This window comes from Halorussus marinus, assembly GCF_004521895.1.
GTDB classification, from domain to species: Archaea; Halobacteriota; Halobacteria; order Halobacteriales; family Haladaptataceae; genus Halorussus; species Halorussus marinus.
Genome location: NZ_SBIR01000005.1, coordinates 38,505 through 59,941, shown reverse-complemented (window position 1 = coordinate 59,941; position 21,437 = coordinate 38,505). Strand labels below are relative to the sequence as shown.

At 70.8% G+C, this 21,437-nt stretch carries 22 protein-coding genes; 6 read left to right on the top strand and 16 right to left on the bottom strand.

Going from position 1 to position 21,437, the window contains the following annotated elements; genetic code table 11:
• Positions 1–14 precede the first annotated feature (14 nt).
• The 10 genes from EPL04_RS07620 to EPL04_RS07575 form a co-directional block, all read right to left on the bottom strand.
• Positions 15–452 (bottom strand): DUF5788 family protein, encoded by a 438-nt coding sequence (locus EPL04_RS07620; RefSeq protein ID WP_134670736.1) that lies wholly within the window; start codon positions 450–452, stop codon positions 15–17.
• Positions 453–507: 55 nt separating this feature from the next.
• Positions 508–1,668, bottom strand: coding sequence for an XdhC family protein (locus EPL04_RS07615; protein WP_134670735.1), 1,161 nt, complete (start codon positions 1,666–1,668; stop codon positions 508–510).
• A 1-nt stretch (position 1,669) separates the two neighbouring features.
• Entirely contained in the window at positions 1,670–2,500 is an 831-nt protein-coding gene (locus tag EPL04_RS07610) for a Rossmann-like domain-containing protein (protein WP_134670734.1), read from the bottom strand.
• Positions 2,497–3,864, bottom strand: a complete 1,368-nt coding sequence (locus EPL04_RS07605) for a VWA domain-containing protein (RefSeq protein ID WP_134670733.1) — start codon at positions 3,862–3,864, stop codon at positions 2,497–2,499. The genes EPL04_RS07610 and EPL04_RS07605 overlap by 4 nt, the downstream gene beginning before the upstream one ends.
• A gap of 3 nt (positions 3,865–3,867) precedes the next feature.
• A complete protein-coding gene (locus EPL04_RS07600; protein WP_134670732.1) occupies positions 3,868–4,830 on the bottom strand; it encodes an AAA family ATPase in 963 nt (320 codons plus the stop codon).
• Complete coding sequence (locus EPL04_RS07595; RefSeq protein WP_134670731.1) at positions 4,827–5,933, bottom strand: XdhC family protein; 1,107 nt, start codon at positions 5,931–5,933, stop codon at positions 4,827–4,829. The genes EPL04_RS07600 and EPL04_RS07595 overlap by 4 nt, the downstream gene beginning before the upstream one ends.
• Positions 5,934–6,003: 70 nt before the next feature.
• Positions 6,004–8,499, bottom strand: coding sequence for an aerobic carbon-monoxide dehydrogenase large subunit (locus EPL04_RS07590; protein ID WP_209019594.1), 2,496 nt, complete (start codon positions 8,497–8,499; stop codon positions 6,004–6,006).
• Positions 8,496–9,161 carry a (2Fe-2S)-binding protein gene (locus tag EPL04_RS07585; RefSeq protein WP_134670730.1) on the bottom strand — a complete coding sequence of 222 codons (666 nt, stop codon included), beginning with the start codon at positions 9,159–9,161 and terminating at the stop codon, positions 8,496–8,498. The genes EPL04_RS07590 and EPL04_RS07585 overlap by 4 nt, the downstream gene beginning before the upstream one ends.
• Positions 9,158–10,045, bottom strand: coding sequence for an FAD binding domain-containing protein (locus EPL04_RS07580; protein WP_134670729.1), 888 nt, complete (start codon positions 10,043–10,045; stop codon positions 9,158–9,160). The genes EPL04_RS07585 and EPL04_RS07580 overlap by 4 nt, the downstream gene beginning before the upstream one ends.
• A complete protein-coding gene (locus EPL04_RS07575) occupies positions 10,045–10,638 on the bottom strand; it encodes a CoxG family protein (protein ID WP_209019593.1) in 594 nt (197 codons plus the stop codon). The genes EPL04_RS07580 and EPL04_RS07575 overlap by 1 nt, the downstream gene beginning before the upstream one ends.
• A 201-nt stretch (positions 10,639–10,839) precedes the next feature.
• Here EPL04_RS07575 and EPL04_RS07570 point away from each other — a divergent pair, with 201 nt between their 5' ends.
• Positions 10,840–12,030 carry a molybdopterin molybdotransferase MoeA gene (locus EPL04_RS07570; protein WP_134670956.1) on the top strand — a complete coding sequence of 397 codons (1,191 nt, stop codon included), beginning with the start codon at positions 10,840–10,842 and terminating at the stop codon, positions 12,028–12,030.
• Entirely contained in the window at positions 12,027–12,704 is a 678-nt protein-coding gene (locus EPL04_RS07565) for a nucleotidyltransferase family protein (protein ID WP_134670727.1), read from the top strand. The genes EPL04_RS07570 and EPL04_RS07565 overlap by 4 nt, the downstream gene beginning before the upstream one ends.
• A 12-nt stretch (positions 12,705–12,716) precedes the next feature.
• On the opposite strand, the gene EPL04_RS07560 is transcribed toward EPL04_RS07565, so the two are convergent.
• Positions 12,717–12,872, bottom strand: coding sequence for an AbrB/MazE/SpoVT family DNA-binding domain-containing protein (locus tag EPL04_RS07560; protein WP_209019592.1), 156 nt, complete (start codon positions 12,870–12,872; stop codon positions 12,717–12,719).
• A 117-nt stretch (positions 12,873–12,989) separates the two neighbouring features.
• Positions 12,990–13,283: a hypothetical protein gene (locus EPL04_RS07555; protein WP_134670725.1), complete on the bottom strand. Its 294-nt coding sequence runs from the start codon at positions 13,281–13,283 to the stop codon at positions 12,990–12,992.
• 227 nt (positions 13,284–13,510) lie between these two features.
• On the opposite strand from EPL04_RS07555, the gene EPL04_RS07550 reads away from it, so the two are divergent.
• The 3 genes from EPL04_RS07550 to EPL04_RS07540 are packed head-to-tail and all read left to right on the top strand — an operon-like array spanning position 13,511 to position 16,194.
• On the top strand, positions 13,511–14,440 hold the full coding sequence (locus EPL04_RS07550) for a rhomboid family intramembrane serine protease (protein ID WP_134670724.1): 930 nt from the start codon (positions 13,511–13,513) through the stop codon (positions 14,438–14,440).
• A gap of 25 nt (positions 14,441–14,465) precedes the next feature.
• Positions 14,466–15,326 (top strand): endonuclease V, encoded by an 861-nt coding sequence (locus tag EPL04_RS07545; protein ID WP_134670723.1) that lies wholly within the window; start codon positions 14,466–14,468, stop codon positions 15,324–15,326.
• A gap of 25 nt (positions 15,327–15,351) precedes the next feature.
• On the top strand, positions 15,352–16,194 hold the full coding sequence (locus EPL04_RS07540) for an SDR family oxidoreductase (protein ID WP_134670722.1): 843 nt from the start codon (positions 15,352–15,354) through the stop codon (positions 16,192–16,194).
• Positions 16,195–16,197: 3 nt separating this feature from the next.
• Here the strand turns inward: EPL04_RS07540 and EPL04_RS07535 are convergent, their stop codons facing one another.
• Together EPL04_RS07535 and EPL04_RS07530 are read right to left on the bottom strand one after the other, a co-directional pair.
• Positions 16,198–17,361, bottom strand: a complete 1,164-nt coding sequence (locus tag EPL04_RS07535; protein ID WP_134670721.1) for an ArsA family ATPase — start codon at positions 17,359–17,361, stop codon at positions 16,198–16,200.
• Positions 17,362–17,402: 41 nt separating this feature from the next.
• Positions 17,403–18,503: a glycosyl transferase family 2 gene (locus tag EPL04_RS07530; protein WP_134670720.1), complete on the bottom strand. Its 1,101-nt coding sequence runs from the start codon at positions 18,501–18,503 to the stop codon at positions 17,403–17,405.
• A gap of 151 nt (positions 18,504–18,654) precedes the next feature.
• Between EPL04_RS07530 and EPL04_RS07525 the strand changes: the two genes are divergently transcribed.
• The gene (locus EPL04_RS07525; protein WP_134670719.1) at positions 18,655–19,026 is read left to right on the top strand and encodes a DUF7522 family protein; all 372 of its coding nucleotides are present in this window, start codon (positions 18,655–18,657) and stop codon (positions 19,024–19,026) included.
• On the opposite strand, the gene EPL04_RS07520 is transcribed toward EPL04_RS07525, so the two are convergent.
• A complete protein-coding gene (locus tag EPL04_RS07520) occupies positions 19,023–20,219 on the bottom strand; it encodes an MFS transporter (protein WP_394345873.1) in 1,197 nt (398 codons plus the stop codon). The genes EPL04_RS07525 and EPL04_RS07520 overlap by 4 nt on opposite strands.
• A gap of 62 nt (positions 20,220–20,281) precedes the next feature.
• Complete coding sequence (locus EPL04_RS07515; protein WP_134670718.1) at positions 20,282–21,370, bottom strand: aldo/keto reductase; 1,089 nt, start codon at positions 21,368–21,370, stop codon at positions 20,282–20,284.
• Between the last annotated feature and the right edge of the window lie 67 nt (positions 21,371–21,437).

Below are 21,437 nucleotides of genomic sequence, written 5' to 3'. Positions count from 1 at the left end.
CGTAAAGAACTGGCTCAGAGCCGGCCGCGCCCGCCCGCGTCCTCGCGGCCGAGCGCCTGCTTGAGAAACGACATCCACCGCTTCTGGTCGGCGGCCTCCTGTGCGGCGGCCTCGCGTTCGAGGTCGGTCGGCCCGAGGCTCTCGAGGGCGTTTAGCGCCCGATCGATACCGACGATCGACTCGACCAGCCGCTCGCCCTCCGCGAACGTGATGTCGCCGTCCTCGATGCGCTGTTTGCGCTCGATGCGCTCGCGCCGGAGGTTTCGCTTCGCGCGCTCGACGCGGTCGCGCTCGCCGCTCGGCACCGTGTCGCGGCGCTTGATCTCGAAGACGAACTCCTGGAGTTCGACCGGCTCGCCCTGCACTTCGATGGTCTCGGGGATGTCGGCGCCGACGGTCGCGCCCTCCCGCTCGACCCGCTCGAGTAGCTGTTTGCGCTCGAACTCTTGCACGACTCTCACTCGGGGTGCCAGCGACAAAAATTCGCCGGGCGCGGCTCGGGCGCGGTCACTCCCCGTCGGACGATCCGTCCCCGCCGAGGTCGATCCGGTCGTGGATGTGGCCCTCGCGCTCGCGCAAGTGGCCGGGCGTGCGGCCGTTCGCGACGGCGAGCGCCTCCGCGACGATGCTGTGGGCGATCTGGTACGGCGACCCGCCGCCGAGATCGAGCCCGATCGGCGTGTAGAGTGCGTCGAGGTCCGACTCGTCGACCGACGCCGGGAACTCCTCGGCCATCCGCTCGAACCGTTCGTGAGGGCCCATGAGACCAATGTACGGCGCCGGCGAGTCAAGCAGCGCCTCGACGGTCAGCTGGTCGTCGACGAAGTTGTGGGTCATCACGACCGCGTGGGTGCGCTCGTCGAGGTCGAGCGCCTCGTCGATGCTTCCCGGCGAGGTGGTCACCGTCCGGTCGGCCGCCGGGAATCGCGACTCGACGTCGACGCCCCCGCGGAAGCCGACGACCGTGACCCGGAAGTCGTTTTTCGCCGCCAGCTCGGTCACCGGCCCCACGTCGTGGCCCGTCCCGAAGATCACGAGGTCCGACGGCGCCGCGAGCCCGTCGACGAACAGTTCGAGCGCGCCCTCACGGACCCCGAATGTGTCCGACCGGCCGCGCTCGGCGAGTTCGGCTCCCGGGGTCGCGAGCTCTCCGGTCGGCCACTCGTCGGCCGCCGAGCCGTCCGGTAGGACGAGTCGGTCCTCGTCGGGATAGTAGTACGCCCGGTCGCCGCGCCGGAAGCGGTCGCTCTCGTCGGACAGGACGGTCACGACCGCGACGTCCCGTCCGGCGGCGAACGCCTCGACCGCCGGCCGGTAGGTCTCGTCAAGCGGTTCGAGCAACACGTCGATGACGCCGTTGCAGCCGACGCCGAGCCCCCAGACGTCCTCCTCGTCGTCTTCCATCAGGTCGTAGGTGACGAGTTCGGGTCGCCCGGACTCACGGATGCGGTCGGCGGCCGCGAGGAGGTCGTTTTCGAGACAGCCCGCGGTGATCGAGCCGACGCCGGTTCCGTCGTCGTCGAGGAGCATCTTCGCCCCCGGGCGCCGGTAGGCGTTGCCCTCGACGTCGACGACGGTCGCGAGGACGTCGAGGCCGTCGGCGTCGAGTCTGTCGGCGACCTGCTGTACGACTTCGGTCTCGGGAACGCTCCAGTTGCTCTCGGACATGTTATGGGGTGGATCGCAGTCGAATCGTCGATGGCGGTTCGCGGGCGGCGTACACCTTCCGGACGCCGCGGTCGTGGAGGGCCGTGCCGCAGTCGCCGTCCGCGACCGCGGCCCGGACGCGGTCGGGCGCCGCGACGTGCGCGCCCGCGATCACGTCGGCGCCGGCGTCGAACAGCGGCCCCGGGAGCCCGGACGCGGTCGCGCCGACCACCACCACCGCGGCGTCGTCGGGCGCGGCCGCGAGGTACCTCTCGAGGCCGCCGTACACGAGCGTCGAGCCGGTGATAAAGACCACCTCGGCGCCCGCCATCGCCGCCGACGTCTCCTCGGGATCGAAGGTCCGGAGGCTGACGCCCTCGGGCGTCGAGACGTCGCCGACCGGCGTCCGCTCGACGACCCGGACCGCCACGTCGTCGAACTTCCGGAACGCGGGGCGAAACAGCCCGACCGTGACGACCGTCTCGACCGACTCGTCGAGCAACGCCATCGGATCGCCGGTCCGCCAGTCGACGTGCGGGGCCGAGAGGGCGTTCAGCGTCGCGACGCCCGCGGCCAGCGCGATCCGGTCGGCGCTCCTCTCGGTCGATTCGTCGCCGGCCCCGGCCGACCGGACCGGTGCGAGAAGCGACTCGACGGTCTCGCCGAGTTCGGGGACCTCGCCCGGCGGGCGGTGAGCGAGCCCGGCCGACGGCTCCGCGCCCGATCCGGTCTCGTCGGTGACCTCGACGAGCACCGCCGACTCGCCGACGGTGACCCCGTCGAGGCGACTGCCCGCGAGGTGTCCCCGCCGATCGAGTTCGTCAGATATCGCCGACAGCAGGCGGTGGGTCACGCCGAGTCACCCCCGTCGGCGGCGCTCGCGGTCCGTCGCGGATCGTGCTGGTACCCGACCGACCCCCCGAGCCCGCGGGTCTCGATCTGGCGGGCGGCCTCGACGAGGTCGTCGGCCTCCGCGAAGCCGAACAGGCCCTCGACGTACGGCGCGACCGTCGACATTCCCCGGGAGGACGGCTCGAACGCCGGCGAGACCGCGAGGGGGTTGAGCCAGACCACGGCGCTCGCCCGGTCGGCGAGCCAGGTGATCCCCGCTTCGAGGGTTTCGGGGTCGCCGACGTCGAGCCCGTCGCTCACCACCACGACGACCGTCCGGCGGTCGACCGCGTTCGGGGCCGACCGCCGGAGCGTCTCGAAGGCGTGGCCGATCCGGGTCCCGCCGCCCCACTCGACGCTCGCGGCCCGCAACGCGCCGGCGGGGTCGCCGTCCGCGCGTTCGACGGCGTCGGTCGCCTCCACGAGGTCGGTGTCGAACAGGAAGACCCGGGCGTCGAGCGCGCGACTCGCCGTCCGCTCGGCGAGCGCGAGCAGTGCGCTCCGGTCGATCGTGTCCAGCACCGAGCCGCTGACGTCGACGAGCAGACAGCACCGGAGCTCGCTCGGCGTCGGCTCGGTCCGGGGGAGCTCGACCGGGACGCCGCCGGTCTCCAGACTCGCCCGGAGCGCGCCCCGGGCATCGACCGCCGGCCCCGCGGGGGCACGACGACGACGGCGCCCGGGCAGGGTCGCGAGCGCGTCGACGAACCTCTCGACGGCCGCGCGGCCGGCCTCGGACGCCGCGGGCGTCGCGGCGTCGACGAGTTCGCTCCCGCCGACCGCGCTGTACCGTCTGGCGTCGGCGTCCCCGGAGGCGGCCGCCCGGTCGCCCGAGGCCCGCCGACGCTCGGTCGGGATTCGGACCTCGACCCGTCCGTCGCCGTCGCCGTCCATCTCGGGCGGGTCGGCGTCGGGGAGCAGGTCGGGATCGTCGGCCCCGCCGTCGGGCGACTCGCGGTCGCCGTCGGCGTCGTCGCCGCCCGCGGCCGTCGGGCCGCGCTCGACGGTCCCGATCCGGTCGAGACCCGTCCGGAGCCGGTGCCAGAACTCGGGGAACGCCTCGTCGAACGCCGCCGCGTCGGCCGCCGCCGAGAGGAGCGTCGCGCGGAGCGCGGCCTCGACCCGACGCTCGTCGCCGAGCCCGACCCGCGCGAGCGCTCGCGCGGCGTCTTGGGACGCCGACGCTGGCACGTCGACGTTCTCGCGGCGCAGGTCCCGAATCAGCCGGAACAGCTCGGTCAGGACGTGCGTGCGTGCCGCCCGGAAGTCCGGGACGCTCTCCTCGCCCGCACGTCGCTCGATGCCCGAGTCGGGATCGCCGGCCATGGCTCACTCGATCCCGTCTGCGGCGTTCGCCGCGGCGTCGTGCAGTCGGTCGAGCAGTTCGGCGTCGACCCGGCTCACGTCCTCGGCTTCCTTCAGCAGACAGCCGATGGTGCGTTCGATCTCGTCGGTCGACAGCGGCTCGTCGGACTCCTCGTGGCGGAGTCGGGCGACCGCCCGCGCCCAGTCGAGCGTCTCGGCGACGCCCGGTTGCTTGAGAAACGACTCCTCGCGGAGCGCCGCGACCACGCCACACACCTCGGCGGCGACGGCCGCGTCGAGTTCGGGCACCTTCCGGCGGACGATCTCGTGTTCGGTCTCGAACGACGGCGGTTCGACGTGGAGATAGAGACACCGCCGCTTGAGCGCGTCGCTCAGCCCGCGCGTCCGGTTCGACGTGAGCACCACGATCGGCGGCCGGTCGGCGCTCACCGTGCCGTACTCGGGGATCGACACCTGAAAGTCCGACAGCACCTCCAGCAAGAACGCCTCGAACGCCTCGTCGGCCCGGTCGATCTCGTCGATCAGCAAGACCGGCGGCCGATCGCCGTCGGTCCGGAGCGCGCGCAACAGCGGCCGTTCGAGGAGATACTCCTCGCCGAACACCGACGAGCCTCGCGAGCCGTCGCTCGGCGAGCCCGAGCGGCCCGCGACCGACCCCTCCTCGCCCTGCACGGCGAGCAGTTGCTTGGTGTAGTTCCACTCGTAGAGGGCGTTCTCGGCGGTCAGTCCCTCGTAGCACTGCAGGCGGATCAGCTCGGTGTCGAACCCCGCCGCGAGAGTCTTGCCGAGTTCGGTCTTGCCGCTCCCTGGCGGTCCCTCGACCAACAGCGGTTGGCCGAGCTGGAGCGCGAGCGAGACGGTCGTCACGGTGCGGTCGTCAGCGACGTAGTCGGTCCGCTCGAACCGCTCGCGGAGGTCGGCCTCGGTCACCGAGTCGAAGGCTCGGGCGGCCGTCCGATCGCTCACGCGTTCACCTCCCGGTCGAGGTACGACGAGGGGTCGGACTCGAACGAGTCCGCACACCCCCGACAGCAGAAGTGGTACGTCCGCCCGTCGTGGTCGACCGACGCCGCGGTCGCCGCCGGATCGACCGTCATCCCGCAGACTGGGTCGACCGCGGTCTCCTCGGCCGACTCGGTCGGCGGGGCGTCGGCCTCGTCGTCACCGGCCGCCGGGTCGTCGGCCGCGTTCGACGGGGCGGCCTCTCCCTCGGCCGGGCTCGCCTGCGAACGCACGTCGACGATCTCCGCGAGCAGGCTCGCGGCGAGTTCGGCCGGCGTGCGGGCGCCGATGTCGACGCCCGCGGGGTTCGTGACCGCCTCGCGGACCGTCTCGGGGTCGCGGTCGAGCAGGCCGGCCGCCCGCTCGATCTCCTCGTCGGCGCGCTCGTCGCTCGCGATCAGCCCGACGTACGGCGCGTCGGCCGCGACGCCGGCCGCGATGGCCCGGGCGTCGTACTTGCCCATCGAGGCCGCGACGACGAGGGGCGCTCGCCCGGCGGCGTCGGCGATCTCGTCGGGCTCGACGGTCCCCAACACCTCGGTGCGATCTGGCACGTCGGCGACGTCCCCGTCCGCGGCGACGAGCGTCACGTCGACCGCGAGTTCGTCGGCGAGCCGCGCGAGCGATCGGGCGACCGGCGAGTCGCCGACCACTATCAGCTCGGTCCGGGGCGCCACGGGTTCGAGGTAGATTTCGAGCACGCCCTCGCTGTGACACCGCATCGGGAACGCCTCGAGGCCCGGACGGTCGATCGACTCCGGATCGGGGGCGATCCCGATCAGCCGCGGGGCGCCCGCCTCGATGGTCTCGCGGCCCTCCCGGGCCACCACCGACTGGGCGCAGGCCGCCCCGCCGACCCAGCCGTGGAGTTCGCCGTCGGGGGTCACCACCGCGCGGTCGCCGACGTTCGAGGACACCGGCGGCTCGCGCCGGACCACCGTGGCGCGGGCGTACGGCTCCCGGCGGCGCTGTAGTTCGTCTTCGAGCGTCGATACGTCGCCGTCGTCGATCACGCTCCGGTCGGTCGCGTCGGGCGCTCGGCCGTGTGGCGTCTCGTCGTGTGACATCGTGGTGTAGTTTCACAGGGGTTCGCGCGGGGCGTCGGTCGCCCCGCCGTCGGTGCGTCGGCGTCGTCGATCAGTCGTCGGCGTGCTCGCCGTCCTCGACGCTGAACTCGACGTTCCGGGCGGGCTGGTGGCTCAACCCGACCTCGTCGAGCTTCTCCCAGACCACGTCGGGTGTCATCGGCATCTCGACGTGGCTGACCCCGGCCTCGGACATCGCGTCGACGACCGCGTTGACGATGGCCGGCGGCGAGCCGACCGTCGGCGACTCGCCGACGCCCTTCGCCCCGATCGGGTGGTGGGGCGAGGGCGTGACGGTGTGGCCCGTCTCGAAGTTCGGGATCTCGTTTGCGGTCGGAAGCAGGTAGTTCATGAAGTCGCCGCCGGTGACGTTGCCGTTGTCGTCGTAGGTGACGTGCTCCATCATCGCGGTGCCGATCCCCTGTGCGAGTCCGCCGTGGATCTGGCCCTCGATGATCATGGGGTTGATGCGGTTGCCACAGTCGTCGACCGCGACGAACTTCTCGAAGTCGACCTCGCCGGTCTCCCGATCGATCTCGACGACGACGATGTACGACCCGAACGGGTAGGTCATCTCGGGCGGGTCGTAGTAGTTCGTCGCCTCCAGTCCGGGCTCCTCGCCGCCGGGGTGGTTCATGTAGGCGCCGGCCGCGATCTCCGTGATGGTGATCGAGCGGTCGGGCGCGCCGGCGACGTGGAACTCGCCGGACTCGCGGTCCCACTCGATGTCTTCTTCGGCGGCCTCCAGTTCGTTGGCCGCGATGGACTTGGCCTTGTCCCGGACTTTGCGGGCGGCGACGGCCGCCGCCGCGCCCGCGACCGGAGTCGACCGCGAGCCGTACGTGCCCAGCCCGTAGGGTTCGGTGTCTGTGTCGCCGTGCTCGACCGTGATGTCGTCGACGTCCATCCCGAGTTCCTCGGCGACGATCTGGGCGAACGTCGTCTCGTGGCCCTGTCCCTGCGTCTGGACGCCCACGCGGAGGACGGCGTTGCCGGTCGGGTTCACCCGGAGGTCCGCGGAGTCGAACATCTCGATGCCCGCGATGTCACACTGCTTGCCCGGTCCCGCGCCGACGACCTCGGTGAACGAGGAGATGCCGATTCCGATCAGTTTGTCGGCGTCCTCTTCGAGGCGGCGCTGTTGTTCCTCGCGGTAGTGCTCGTAGTCGGCCATCTCGAGGGCCTTGTCGAGGGCCTTCTCGTAGTCGCCCGAGTCGTAGTTCCACCCGGTCGCAGACTCGTAGGGGAACGCCTCGGACGGAATGAAGTTCTTCCGCCGGATCTCGGCCGGATCGACGTCGAGTTCGTCGGCGAGCACCTTCACCATGCGCTCGATGAGGTACACCGCCTCCGTGACCCGGAACGAACACCGATAGGCGACCCCGCCGGGCGCCGTGTTGGTGAACGCCGCCGTCAGCGATCCGTGGGCCGCCTCGATGTCGTACGAGCCGGTGAAGATGTTGAAGAACCCCGCGGGGAACTTCGAGGGCTGGGCCGCGGCGTTGTACGCGCCGTGGTTGGCGAGCACGTCGACTTTCACGCCCTTGATCTCGCCGTCCTCGGTGGCCGCGAGTTCGCCCGTCATGTCGTAGTCGCGGGCGAACCCGGTGGTCTGGATGTTCTCCGAGCGCTCCTCGACCCACTTGACGGGCTCTTCGAGCACGTACGACGCCGCGGCGGCGACGACGTACCCGGGGTAGATCGGCACCTTGTTGCCGAACCCGCCCCCGACGTCCGGGCTCACGATCCGGACCTTGTGCTCGGGGATGCCCGACACCTGCGAGAACAGGGTCCGGTGGGCGTGGGGCGCCTGGGAGGTCATGTGGACGGTCATCTTGTCCTTGCCGGGGTCCCAGTCGGCGACAGCCCCGCAGGTCTCGATCGGCGCGGGGTGGAGCCGCTGGTAGAGCATGTCCTCCTCGACGGTGACGTCGGCTTCCTCGAACACCCGGTCGGTCTCCTCCTTGTCGCCGGTCTCCCAGTCGAAGATGTGGTTGTCCTCCTGATCGTCCAGTTCGTCCCGGACGAGCGGGGCGTCGTCTTCGAGCGCCTCCTCGGCGTCGACGACGGGGTCTAGCACGTCGTACTCGACTTCGACCTTCTGGGCGCCGTCCTTCGCGGCGTAGCGGTCCTCGGCGATCACCGCCGCGACCTCCTGGGACTGGAACTTCACCTTCTCGTTGACCAGCACGTCCTGAGTGTCGTCCATCAGCGTCGGCATCGTCGCCAGGTCGTGGGCCAGCAGGTCCTCGGCGGTCAGTACCGCGACGACCTCGTCCATCGCCTCGGCCCGCGAGCCGTCGATCTCCTCGACTCTGGCGTGGGCGTGCGGGCTCCGGACGATCTCGCAGTGGAGCATGCCGGGCTTTTTGATGTCGTCGACGTAGTCGCCCCGGCCGGTGATGAACCGCTTGTCCTCCTTGCGGTTTACCTCCTCGCCCATGCCGCCGCGGCCGTGCCCGCAGTGTTTCTCGGGCTCGGGCCCGTCGTCTTCGGGGTGCTGGTACTCGGTGTCGGCGTCGGGCGCGCGTTCGCGATCGGAGCTCACGTCTCCTCACCTCCGAGGTACTCGCGCTCGAACTGATCGCCTGCGTGGTCCCCGCCGGACGCGTCGGGACCGCCACAGCAGTCTTCGAGCCCGCAGAACGTGTCGGCCTCGCCGCCGTCGGCGGCCGAACGCTCGCCGTCGGCGGCCGCGACCGCCCCGCCGTCGGTGGCGGCCCGGGCGTCGAGTTCGTCTGCGGCGTACTCGATCGAGCGCACGATGTTCTGATAGCCCGTACACCGACAGAGGTTGCCGCTGATCGCCTCCCGGATCTCGTCTTCTTCCGGCTCGGGGTTCTCGTCCAACAGCGCCTTGCCGGCCATCAGCATCCCCGGCGTACAGTACCCACACTGTAGGCCGTGTTCCTCCCTGAAGCCTTCCTGAAGCGGGTGGAGGTCGTCGTCGGCCGCGGGCAGGTCCTCCATCCCCTCGACGGTGAGGATCTCGGCGCCGTCGGCCTGCGTCGCGAACATGAGACAGGACTTGATCGGTTCGCCGTCTTTCAACACCGTACAGGCGCCGCAGTTACCGGTGTCGCAACCGATGTGGGTGCCCGTCAGGTCCAGGTCCTCGCGGATCGCGTGGACCAGCAGTCGTCGGGGCTCGACCTCGACGGTGTGTTCGGTACCGTTGACCGTCAGCGTGATCTCGGTTTCGTCAGTCATTGTGTCACCTTCCGTCTGACCGCGCCGGCTCGCTCCGCGGCGTCGCCGAGCGCGCGCTGTGCGAGCACGTCTACCATCCGTTCTTTGTAGTCGGCCCCGCCGTGCTCGTCGGACTCGGGATTCGACGCTTCTGCGGCGAGCTCGCCGGCGGTCTCGAACAGGTCGGCGCTCGGGCGCTCGCCTTCGAGGTGTTGCTCGGCGTCGGTCGCCCGCGCGTTCGTGATGTCGACCGCCGTCATGCCGATCCCGGCGGTCTCGATCCGACCGTCGTCGTCGAGCACGAGCCGGGCGCCGACCCCGGCCATCGCGTAGTCGCCGGTCTTTCGCTTGAGCTTGTGATACGCGCTCCCCTCGCGGGGCTCGGGCGTCGGGACCCGGACCTCGGTGATCAGTTCGTCCTCGCCGAGGGTCGTGTCGTACGGCAGGAGAAAGAACTCGTCGGCCGGGATGACGCGCTCGCCGTCCGGGCCCTCCGCGACGATCTCGCCCTCGTGGGCGAGCAGGACGCTTCCCCAGTCGCCTTTGGGGTCGGCTTGGGCGACCGACCCCGCCACCGTCCCGCGATTCCTGATCTGCGGGTCGGCGACGAGCGGCGCCGTGTCGGCGAAGCTCCCGTACCGCTCGTCGATCAGGTCCGAGTCCTCGACGTCGGCGTGACGAGCCAGCGCCCCGAGCTTCAGATAGCCGTCCTCCTCCCGGAGGTAGTCGAGCGAGTCGATGCCGTTGATGTCGACGACGACGTCGGGGTTCGCCAGCCGGAACCGGAGCATCGGCACGAGGCTCTGGCCGCCGGCGAGGATCGTCGGATCGTCGAGGCTCTCGAGCAGGCTCGTCGCCTCGTTGGTCGTCGTCGGCTCGTAGTGTTCGAACGGTGCGGATTTCATCAGAACATCCCCCGAATCCTGTCGGTGACGCCGGAGTCGGTCTCCTCGACGTCGGTCATCTCCGACTCGATGGCGCCGAAGAAGTTGTTCACGATCTTGTCGGCGACCGGATTGATGACCCGACCGCCGAGCTGGGCGATCCGCCCGGAGATGTCGGCCTCGGTCCACCACTCGATCCGGGAGCCGTCGCCGTCTTCGAGCTCGTGGATTCGCATCCCCGAGTCCATGCTGAAACCGCTGCTGCTGGCCGATCCCGAGCCCGTGGCGGTCATCTCGAACGTCTCGTCGTCGCGGTCTTCGATAGTGACCGTCGTCTCGAACTTCGGTTTCACGCTCCCGACGCCGACCTGCATCAGCGCCGCGTAGTCCCGGCCGGCCTCGAACGCCCGGTCGGCGACGGCGTCGGCGTCCGCCTCGGGGAGAGTCTCGACGCCCTCCTCGGCCTCGTAGCTGTCCCACTCGAAGTCGTCGTCCATCGGCGTGATGTACTGACACCCCTTCAGCGCGTCCCGGACCGCGATCGGGTCCGAGAGGACGACCCACGCCTTGTCCGGCGGTACGTCTTCGAGCTCGAACTCGCCCTCGAACTCCATCAGCGATCGCCTCCGTTCGGTCGCGTCGATCGGTCGCTCGACACCGTCATCTTTTATACCCCGCCACTATGAGCATACTATTACCACGCCATATGCTATGCCGTACCACCGTAATAAAGTTACTGAAAAACGAGGATAGATACCCGACGGGACCGCGACTGGAGGGGACGAAGCGTGACTGACGGCCACGATCACGGCGAGATGCGCACTTGGGAGGCGGGCGCGGCGGCGGTCGCCGATCTCCGGGAACGACGACTCGATCGCCGCGGGATCGAGACGGTCGGCCTCGCCGAGATCGCCGGACGGGACCTCGCCGAACCGATCGACGCGCCCGCGGACGTGCCGGCTCGGAGTCACGCGACGATGGACGGCTACGCGTTCGACGCCGCGGAGGAGTACCCGTACGACCTCGTCGACGAGCCGGTGTTCCCGGACGACGAACCGCCGTCGCTGGCCGCCGGCGAGGCGGTCCGGATCTTCACGGGGGCGCCGCTCCCGCCGTCGGCGAACGCGGTGCTGAAACAGGAGGAAGCGACCGTCGAGGACGGCCGGCTGTCGGGCTCGCCCACGACGCCCGGCACCTACGTCTACGAGCGGGCGAGCAACGTCACCGAAGGCGAGCGGCTGTTCGAGGCCGGCGAACGGCTCGGCCCGAAGGACGCGCTGTTGCTCGGGGACCTCGGCATCGACGAGGTGCCCGTCCGCGAGCCCCTCTCGGTCGGCCTGCTGGCGACCGGGACCGAGATCCACGAGGGCAAACACCGGGATCTGGACTCGCCGATGCTCGCCGGACTCGTCCGGGCGTGGGGCCACGAGGCGACCTACGAGGGGACGGTCCCCGACGACTTCGAGCGCGTTCGGGACCGAATCGCCGAGGTCGCGGCCGACCACGACGTGGTGATGACGACCGGCGGGACGAGCGTCGGCGAGGCCGACTACGTCGTCCGCGCGCTCGCGGACGTGGGCGAGGTGTGCTTTCACCGCGTCCGGCTCCGACCCGGCAAGCCGATCGCGGTCGCAAAACTCCCCGACGCCGTCGCGTTCGCCGTCCCGGGCAAGCCGGTGGGCGCCCACGCGGTCACGTCGCTGGTCGCCCGGCCGTACTTCACCGGGAGTACGAGCCTCCCAAGCGTCGGCGCGACGATGGCGGCCGACGTCGGCATCTCGGTTCCGGGGTTCGCGTACGCCGTGCCGGTCACTCTCGACGACGGGACGGCGACGCCGCTCGGACACGCCGACTCGTCGCTCGCCGTCTACGAGGACACGTTCGACCCGAGCGTCCTCTCGTCGAGCACGCGCGCGACCCGGGCCGACGGCTTCGTCCTCACCGAGGACGCGCTCGACGCGGGCGAACGGGTCGAGGTCGTCCCGTACCCGGTCGTCGAGCGATGACCGACGCGGGCTCGGGGGACCGTCGGCTCCCGCTGGTCGAACCCCCGTTCGAGGACCCGGCAGACGCCGACGCCCCCGACTCGCCCCGGGTCGGCGGCGTCGTCCTCGCAGGGGGGACGAGCAGTCGGTACGGCGACCGGAACAAACTGCTGGCGACCGTCGACGGCGACCCGATCGTCGCCCGCGCGGCGGCCACGCTCGTCGAGGCGGAGCTCGACCCGGTGGTTGTCGTCACCGGCCACGAACGAGACCGAGTCCGGGCCGCCGTCTCGGACGTCCCGGTCGAGACGGTTCACAACCCGGCCTACGAGGACGGGCAGGCGTCGTCGGTCCGGACCGGCGTGGCGGCGATCCGCGAGCGGGCCGACGTCGACGCCGCAGTCGTCGCGCTGGGCGACATGCCGTTCGTCGATCCGGCGACGGTCCGGACGCTCGCGGCCGCGTACGCCGCTGGCGCGGGCGATGCGCTCGCGGCCGCGTACCGCGGCGAACGCGGAAATCCGGTGCTGTTCGACCGACGGTTCTTCGATCCGCTGACCGACGTCACGGGCGATGTCGGGGGTCGAGAGATCATACTAGAGGGCGAGGCGAGCGCGCTCGTGGCCGTCGAGGACCCCGGCGTTCGCCGGGACGTCGACGAACCGACCGACCTCGCGGGCGACGACGTCGCATGAGCGACCGGTCGCTCACTCGTCGCGCTCGGCTTTCCGGACGACGATGTTCCCGCTCTCGACGTGCCACTCGACGCGGTCGCCGACGCCGACGTCGAGGAAGTTCCGGACCGGCTTCGGCACCGTCGTGAGGTTCTTCTCCGAGACCTTGGTGTCGGTGAGGTTACCCATCAGGGCCACGTTCGATCGTAGTGTACACATAGCTTTCGCTATGTCAGCTCCTAGTTTCGGGGACTCCGCTCCGGCGCCCGCCGGGACGGCTTCGGCGGGTGAACGTAACAAGCGGGCTCAGACCGCCGAGTTCCACCGGTGGGCGCCGCCGTCCGACGCCCGCTCGAAATCGAGGTCGAAGCGGTCGGATTCGAGCAACACCGGCCCCGGGACGTACGCGTCCTCGGCGCCGTCGACCGCCCGCAGGAGTCGGCGGTCGCACATCTTCGCCAGTACGTCCCGGACCGTCCGCTCGCGGCCCGCCACCAAATTGGCTTCCTCGACCACGCTCTCGACGTCGACGCGCCCTTCCAACATCGCGAGCCGGATCGCGGACACCCACGCCGGCTCGCGCTTCGTCTCCCGACACATCGGTATGTTACGTCACAGCGGTCGATCGTATAAGTGTTTACGGCGCCGGACCCCGAGCCGGTCGAACGGCGGGCGATCCGGAGGCCGTCGAGTCAGGCGGGACTTGGCCACCGTCGAGCGATTTCCGCACGCGGGCTCGGTCCCGCGCGGTCGGCCGGGAGGCGCCGTCGCGGCCGGAACCCTCAAGACCCAAATCCCTTTCAAGACCCGAACCAAAGACTCCCCCAATGGCGAAGTGTGACGCGTGCGGCGAGCACGAAAACATGCCGTACGAGTGTCGGCGCTGTGGCGGCACCTACTGTTCGGACCATCGCCTCCCCGAGAGCCACGACTGCCCCGGGCTCAACGAATGGAACGACCCGAAGGGCGTGTTCGACAGCGGGTTCGACGACAGCGTGAACGACCCCGGCGGGTCGGGCGGCGTCGCCGACCGCATCGGCATCGACACCGGTCCCGGCGGGCCGCTGGGCTACTTCCGCGGGAACATGACCTACGTGTTCCTCGCGGCGATGGTGCTGTGGTTCCCCGTCCAGTACGTGCTCCCGCCGCTGGTCGGGGTGGCGGTCGGCTCTCAGACGTGGTACGACGTCTTCACCCTCAACACCGAGAACGTGTTCTACGTCTGGACGTGGCTCACCTCGACGTTCTCCCACGGCGGCGTCGGCCACCTGTTCGTGAACGGGCTGGTGCTTTACTTCTTCGGCCCGGTCGTCGAGCGCCGACTCGGGAGCCGGAAGTTCGCCGCGCTGTTCCTGATCTCGGGCGCGGCGGCGGGGCTCGCACAGGTCGGGGTGTCGCTCGCGATGGGCGACACCGCGGCGGTGCTGGGCGCCAGCGGCGCGATCGCGGCCGTCATGGGCGTGCTCACCGTTCTGAACCCCAACCTCACGATATACCTCTACTTCGTCATCCCGATGCCGCTCTGGCTGGCGACCACGCTGTTCGTCGGCTACTCGGCGTTCGTGAGCGCGGCCGGCGGCATCGGCGCCGGCGGGGTCGCGCAGGTGGCCCACCTCGCGGGCGTCGCGATCGGGCTCGCCTACGGCGCGAAGCTCAAACGCGAGGGCGAGCGCGCCCCACAGGAGATCCAGCTCGGCGGTGGCGGCGGCCCCGGTCGCGGCCCCGGCGGTCCGGGCGGTCCCGGCGGTCGGTTCTAACTACTCTCGGCTCCTCGGCTCTCTCATGACGCCAGTCAACCCCGAGTTCGTCCCCGACGCGTCGCTCTCCCGGGAGGCGATGGAACGGCTCCAGCGCGAGATCGCCGACGCCGCGACGTTCGCCGACGACCTCGCGTTCGCCCCGGCGGCGATCGCGGCCGAGACCACCGCGCCCGACCAGACCGAACTCGCCGACGCGGGCGAGAACAGAAACGACGGCGCGGGCGAGTCCCGCGACGCCTCCCCGGATCCGCCCGTCGTCGCCGGCGTCGATCAGGCGTTCGTCGACGACCGGGCGGTGAGCGCGATCGTCGCCTCGAGGGGCGGGGAGGTGATCGAACGGGTCCACGCGGTCGCGCCAACCGAACTCCCCTACATCCCGGGACTGCTCTCGTTTCGGGAGGGCGGGGCGATCCTCGCGGCCTTCGAGGCGCTGTCGGTCGAACCGGACCTCGCGGTCGTCGACGGGAGCGGGCGCATCCACTTCCGGGAGGCCGGCATCGCCACCCACGTCGGCGTGACCCTCGATCTGCCCGCGGTCGGAGTCGCGAAGAGCCTGCTCTGTGGCCGACCGCGCGAACCCCTCGACGACCCTCTCCCGGAGGGCCGGCGAGTCCCGATCGAGGCCGACGACAGCGTCACCGCGCCCCGGGGAACGATCATCGGCCACGCCTACCAGTCCCGACAGTACCCGAACCCGGAGACGCGCCACGTCAACCCCCTGTACGTCAGCCCGGGCCACCGCGTCGGCGCCGAGACGGCGACCGACCTCGTCGCGGCGCTCTGTGCGGGCTACAAGCTCCCCGAGCCCACCCGCCGGGCCGACGCCTACGCCGACGAGGTGAAAGCGTCGGTCCGCGCGGAGATCGAAAGCGAGGAGAGTTAACTGTCCGCGCCTCGACAGTGGACCTGTGACCGAAACAGTTCTGATCACCGGCTGTTCGTCGGGTATCGGCCGCGAAACCGCACACGCGTTCCTCGAAGACGGCTGGGACGTGTACGCGACCGCGAGAAATCCGGCCGACATCGAAACGCTCGGCGAGGCGGGCTGTAACGTCGCCAGCCTCGACGTGACCGAGCCCGACGAGATCGAGCGGGTCGTCGACCGGATCGTCGACGAGGCGGGCCGCATCGACTGTCTGGTCAACAACGCCGGCTACGCCCAGCTCGGCCCGATCGAGGACGTCCCGACCGAGAGCGTCGAGCGCCAGTTCGACGTGAACGTGTTCGGCCCCCACCGGCTCGTTCGGGAAGTGTTGCCCCACATGCGCGAGCGACACGCCGGCCGCATCATCAACGTCTCCAGCGTCGCGGGGCGGCTCTCGGTGCCTGGCATGGGCGTCTACTCCGGGTCGAAGTTCGCGATGGAGGGGCTGACCGACGCGCTCCGGCCCGAGGTCGCCGAGTACGGCATCGACGCGGTGCTGGTCGAGCCCGGCCCGGTCGACACCGCCTTCGTCGAGCGCGCCGCCTCGGAGATCGAGGGGCTCGACCGGTCGGGCGCCTACGACTCCCTCTACGCGATCCTCGACGACTCGCAGGCGGTCGGCGGCGGCGGTCCCGGCGCCATCCACCCCCGGGAGGTCGCGAACACGATCCTCGACGCCGCGAACGTCACCGACCCCTCGGCCCGCTACCCCGTCGGGCGCGCCGCGAAGCTGTCGGTGCTGGCGCGGTTCGTCCCGGCGTCGCTCCGGGACAAACTCTACGGGCTGGCGACGTCGGTGATAGCGAAGAATCCGCTGGGCGACTGAGAGTCAGTCGAGACACGCCGCAACGAGCCCGAGCATTTCCTCGCCCCGGACCTCGTCGGCCAGCAGGGGCACGCGCTTGACGTCGTGGCCCCGGAACACCTCCTGGGCCGCCGCGAGCGCGTCCTGCTGGACCTCCCACCGGCGCTGGCAGAACTCGCAGGTGTCGAGGTTCGGCGAGACGAACGCCGCCGAGTCCAAGCCCGCCGAGGCGCCGTCGGACTCGGTCTGACTAGCGTTCGAGCGTGGCTCGACCACGTCGGTCAGGTCCTCCATCACCTTGTTGACCACCACGGTGCCGACCGGCACCCCGAACTCCCGGAGCTGGCCGAGCAGTCGCTCGGACTCGAGGACGCTCATCTCCTCGGGCACCATCACGACCCGGAAGTCGGTCTGGGCCGGGTCCCGCAGGGTCGATCGGAGGCGCTCGACGCGCTCGCTGAGCGCTTCGAGGTCGTCGAGACCCTGCTCGGGGTCGACCTCCTCGGCGCCGAACATCCCCTTCATCCCCTCGATCATCCCCTCGAAGCGCTGTTTGAGCTTCATGATGCGTCCGACCATCGTGTCCATCAGCTCCGGGAGTTCGAGCAGGCGGAGGGTGTGGCCGGTCGGCGCGGTGTCGACGATCACGCGCTCGAACCGGTCGTCGTCCATGAACTCCAGCAGTTTCTGCATCGCGGCGGCCTCGTCGGCGCCGGGCATCGGCCCGCCGAGCAGCGCGTCCAGCGGGTTCTCGTCGCCGAGCAGGCCGCCGAGCCCGCCCGCCGGGCCGCCGGCGTCGCCCCCGAAGTCGCCGGCCGACTCGTCGGTTCCCGGGCCGCCGGCGCCGCCCGGGGTCGGGCCGCCGGCGGTGCCCATCAGCCCCTTGCCCTCGGCCATCGCCTCGTCGGGGTCGATCTCGGCGGCGTACAGCGGCACGTCCTCCCGGATGCGCTCGGGGTCGGCCGGAATCGCGGTCTCGTAGGTGTCCGACAGCGAGTGGGCGGGGTCGGTCGAGACCACCAGCGTCGAGGTGCCGTCCCGGGCGCTCGCCAGCCCCGTCGCGGCCGCCATGGTGGTCTTGCCGACGCCGCCCTTCCCGCCGTAGAGGACGTACTCGGGGGCGTCGACGCCGGCGGGCACGCCGGCCTCGTCGATGCGGTCGACCGGCTCCACGTCGAGTTCGGTCATGTGTGGGGGTTGGCGCCGGGGCTTGTGTACCCGTCGGTCTCTCACTCCCGGACGTTCGCGAGGTCCGACCGGGAGGCCGCTATCACGTCCTCGGGGGCCAGATCGGCCTCGCGCCACCGGGGCAGGCGTCGGTCGGCGCCCGGCGGCCGGATCGCCTCTGCGTAGGTGTCGACCTGCTCGCGTTCGACCGCCGGGTCGTACTCGAGGCCGTTGAACCCGGCGTCGGCGGCGTACTGCTCGACGAGGTCCGCGCCGGCCTCGCGGTACCGATCGGGCAGGGTCTCGTAGTCGGGCGCCACGCCGTGGGCCTCGACCGCCCGCAGGAGCGCGGCCCCGACGCCCTCGCTCATGTCCGAGAGTCCGGTCGGCCCCGACACCGCCCGGTGGTCGTGCTCGTAGCGCCCGAGGTCCACCTGCGCGGTGCCCTCGAAGCCGGCCCGGGCGAACGCCTCGCCGAGGGTCCCCACTTCCAGCCCCCAGTGGCGCTCGACCCGGACCGCCCGGACGAACTCGCTCGTCGCCGCGAACTCCCCGGCCAGCGCGTACCGAAACGCTCCGAGATAGTCGAGGATCGGAGCTCCGGGGGTCTCGTCGGCCAGCGCCCGGATCAACGGCGCGTAGAACAGTCGACAGAGCCGGCCGTAGAGCCGGCCGTTCTCGACCCGCGCGTAGTAGCCCTTCGAGAAGTCGTAGCCCCTCCCGAGCGGGAAGAGGAGGCGGGCGACGTCCGCGCCCTCGTACGTCCGGGCGTCGGCGTCGTGGACCGCGACGTACTCGTGGGTGTCCGCGGCGGTGCCAAGCGCCAGCCACACGTCCCGGCCCTTCCCCGCCGCCCCGTCGAGCCCCCGGTCGGCGAGCAGTTCGGTCACGCCGGGGCCGTTACACCACACCACGTCGAGCGGGAGGTCGAACCCCCCGAGCCACTCGCAAAACGCCTCGACTTTCTCGGCGGGCGCGCGCAGGGCCACTACGACCCGTCCGGGCGCGACCGACTCCAGTTCCGAGAGGACGCGCTCGGCGGCCAGCCCCGCGTACTCGCGTTCGGTCATCGGGACGACCACCGCCGCGCGGTCGGTCGGCGCGTCGGGCACGCTCGCGGTCAGGTCGTGGAGGGTGGCGATCCGCTCCTGTCCGTACTCCATCGGCTCGGCGTTAGGACGGAGGGGTTGAAAAGCCGGGGGAATCGCCCCGGAATCGTCGCCTCGCGGTCGGGTCGATGTCGGCTCGCGGGGAGTTCCCGCGAGAGTATCAGGAACAGGTACACTGATACGGACCGAACGACACCTCTCGGCTATGGACGCGCTCGCTCCGACGGAACTCACCGAGGCGTTGCAGACCGACGTCGGCGACGGCCTCAGGACCGTCGCGGTCGGCGATCTGACAGATCGCGAGTACAGCATCGTCTACATCCGCGACAACATCGACGAGACCTACTCCGAGGACATGCGCGAGGAGATCTTCGAGGAGATGGTGTTCGAACACATCTCGGAGGCGCGCCAGACCGACCTGTTCCCGCCGCTGGGGTCCCTGGAGTTCACCACGCGCATCTTCGAGGACGGAATCAACGTCGTCGGCTGGGACGAGGAGGTCGCGGTGTTCGTCGGTCTCGATCCCGACCCGACGCTGATCCCGACGACGGTCGAGGCCTGTCGTCGCGCGTTCTAATCCCCCGAGGAAACCGTCGGGTCCCGACCGCCTTCCGGGAGCCAATCGAGCGCGTAGAGGGCCACCAGCACGGCGAGTATCGCGATCAGTCCCGCGCCGAACGTCCGGAAGACGGTGTCGTAGGCGAACCCCCGGTCGACGAGCGCGCCGATGACCACGCTTCCCATCGCCTGGACGATCATCACCAGACCGCTGTACAGCGAGTAGGCGCTGGCGCGGTTCTGGTCGGGCAACGAGTCGAGCAGGTAGGTGTCGAGCGCGGGAAAGAGGCTGTGGACGACGTAGCCGAGCACCGCGGTCACGGCCGCGATGGCGAGGACTCCCTGAGCCGCGGTGAGCGCGAGTAACGACGCGACGAACCCACCGAGGATCGCCAGAATGAGCGGGATGTGCGGGAGCCGGTCGGCGAGCCGCCCGGTCGCCCAGAACGCGGGCACGCCGGCCCCAAAGACCACCGTGAGCAGGGTGTTGGCGGTCCCGGGGGTGACGCCCTTCGTGGCGGTGACGTACTTGACGTAGAAGTTGAAAAAGCCGTTCCAGACGAACCCGCTCGCGCCGAACAGCGCGACGCCGGTCACGATGATGGGCCACTGCTTGCGGGCGGCCGCGAGGAAGTTGCGGTCGGCGCTCCCGGCGTCGGGCAGGTCCGTCCGTCGGGCCGTCCAGTAGAAGCCCGCGGTGGCGAGGGCCGCCACGGCGGCGACCACCGCGAACACCTCGCGCCACGAGGCGGTCAGCAGCACCGCGCCGACGAAAAGCGGCGCGACGACGGCCGCGACCTGACTCGCCATCCCGTGGATGCCGAGCGTCCGGCCGACTCTGCCGGGGTACAGCTCCGAGACGAGGGGGTTGGCCGCGATGAAGTACGCGCCGCTGGCGACTCCCATCAGGAACGCCCCGACCGCGAGCATCGGGACGGAGTTCGCGGCGTACATGAACAGGGCCGCGCCGGTCAGGACCGCGCCGGTCCCGAGCACGACCCGGTGGCGCTCGACGCGGGTGAGGAGGTAGCCGGTCGGAATGCGAGGCGTGGCGCTCCCCAGCCACGCGAGGGTGGCGATCAGCCCCGCCGTCGACTCGTCGAGGGCGAACGCCCCCGAAAGCGGCTCCAGCAGGGGCGCGAACACCACGCGGGCGAGGTTGACCAGGAACACCAGCGAACACATCGACGCGAAGACCCGGCCACGAGACACGCTCGGGCCTACTCGGAGCCGACAGTCAAAGCTTCCGAAAGCCGAACCCGCCGACCGGCCAGCTACTCGAACACCGCGTCGAAGGCGTCGGCGCCCAGCGGGTCGTGGCGGCCCGCCGCGGCGTTCTCCTCGACGTGCTCGGGGCGACTCGCGCCCACCAGCGACGAGGTCACCCCCGGCGCGCTCCGGGCGAAGTTGATCGCGCGCTGGACGGTCGTCTCCCCGGCCAGTCGGTCGGCGACGTCGTCGGGGAGCGTCTCGGCGAGGTCCCCCTGCGCGATGCTCGCGCTCGTGAACACGTTCAGCCCCGCCTCGTGGGCGAACCAGAGCGCGCTCTGGGGTCCCTCGGGGCCCTCGTGGGCCTCGACGGTGAACGCGTCGGCCATGACCACGTTGAACGGGAGCTGGATCGCCCGAAAGTGGGTCGCGGTGTTCTCGGCGGCCTTGGCGGCCGCCCGGGCCCGCGAGACGATTTCGGGTAGCGAGAGGTACTCGTCGTCGCCGCCGGGCACCCGGAAGGCGTTCCACGTCGCGACCCCGTAGTTGCTGATGTCGCCGGCCGCCGCGCGCTCCTCGAGGCGGGTGAAGGCCGCTTCGAGCTGATCGTACACCGCCTCGCGCGATCGGGCTTCGAGCTGGGTCTCGGGGTTGTGGACGTAGTAGAGGTCGATCTCCTCGACCCCGAGGTTCTCGAGCGATCGGTCGAGTTGCTCGTCGAGAAACGCCGGGGCGATGCAGTGGCTCCCGCGGGCGAGGTCCTCGCGGTCGACCAGCCCGGGTTCGACGAACTCCCGGCGGACGTACTCGCCGGGATCGTCGGGGCGCTCGCCGTCGAAGGGGACGAACCCGCCCTTCGTGGAGACGAACGCGGCCTCGCGGGCGACGTCGGCGTCGTCGATCGCCCGGCCGACCGCGCGCTCGCTCCGCTGACACCGGTAGTTGATCGCGGTGTCGATCACGTTGATCCCGGATTCGAGCGCGGTCTCGATCGCGTCGCGGTAGCGGGCGTCGACGGGGTCGGTGGGGTCGCCGAGGTAGGTGCCGACGCCGATCGAGGAGATCGCGAGGTCGTTGAACCGCCGGAAGTACGTTCGGCCGAAGTCGTCGCCGTGCTGGAGCTTGTACTCGTACGTGCCGTCGGCGGTGGCCATACCCGGAGGTAGCCCCGCTACCGGGATAAGACTGCGGTGTTCGTCCGAAACCCGACCCCGCTCGCCG